This is a genomic window from Italian clover phyllody phytoplasma str. MA1, from assembly GCF_000300695.1.
GTDB lineage: Bacteria > Bacillota_I > Bacilli_A > Acholeplasmatales > Acholeplasmataceae > Phytoplasma.
The window spans coordinates 1-769 of record NZ_AKIM01000053.1 but is presented as its reverse complement, the minus strand read 5'-3'; the positions used below and the strand labels follow the sequence as shown (position 1 = coordinate 769).

The 769-nt window shown below is 29.1% G+C and carries 2 pseudogenes; both read right to left on the bottom strand.

What is annotated here, in order from left to right:
- Positions 1–294: pseudogene (locus RI01_RS02290) on the bottom strand (hypothetical protein); the annotation flags it as partial.
- Between the two features lie 85 nt (positions 295–379).
- Positions 380–769, bottom strand: a pseudogene (locus RI01_RS02285) (hypothetical protein); the annotation flags it as partial.

Here is a 769-nt window from a genome sequence, read left to right as displayed (position 1 = left end):
GTTGCTCGTAAAAGTGTTGATTTGGTTTAAAACTTCAGGAAAGAATTTGAAAAGCGTCCAATAAATTGCCCCACCAATTAATAATAACGGTATACACCAAATGAGGATTTTAAAAAAAGTTTTGATGATTTTAAGCAACCAGTTTTCTTTGTTAGTTTGAGTTTCGATAATGATTTTAGGAGTTGGAGTTTTTCTTTTGATAATTATTTTATTAGATTTATTGTTTTTGGATTGATTTGTTTTATTATTGTTTTTTGATTGATTTTTTTTAGTTTCAATTATTTTTTTTGACATATTTTTACTCGCTTTCTTTTTTTGGATTTAAATTTTTTTGAAAATAAAAAAGACTCTCGTTTAGAGTCCTTTAATGTTGGTGAAATTATTTTTGATTATTTGTTTGAGATTCAGTGTGATGTTTTCCTTGGTAAAGAGATAAAGTTTTTCTTTTTGGGTTGAAGTGGAGGTGAAAATTGGTTGATTCAAAGTTAGAATTGGAAACACGTGCGTGACCAAGGTAATAGTCTTTGTCGTCGTCTAAGAAGTGTTTAGGGCCTTTGTATTTAAGGATTAAACAGTTACCACTTGAGTTTTCTTTGAATTGTTTTTCGAAATTGATATTTGAATATAAATGACTGTCGTCTTCATTATAAAAATGTGAATGTTCGAATCCATTAATGGAGGTTTCCTTATAAGTTAACCCTCTGTTATTCCAACGGTCGAAAGGATAACGGTCTTTGTTGTAACAAGCTAAGTTAGAAGGTTCTTTTTG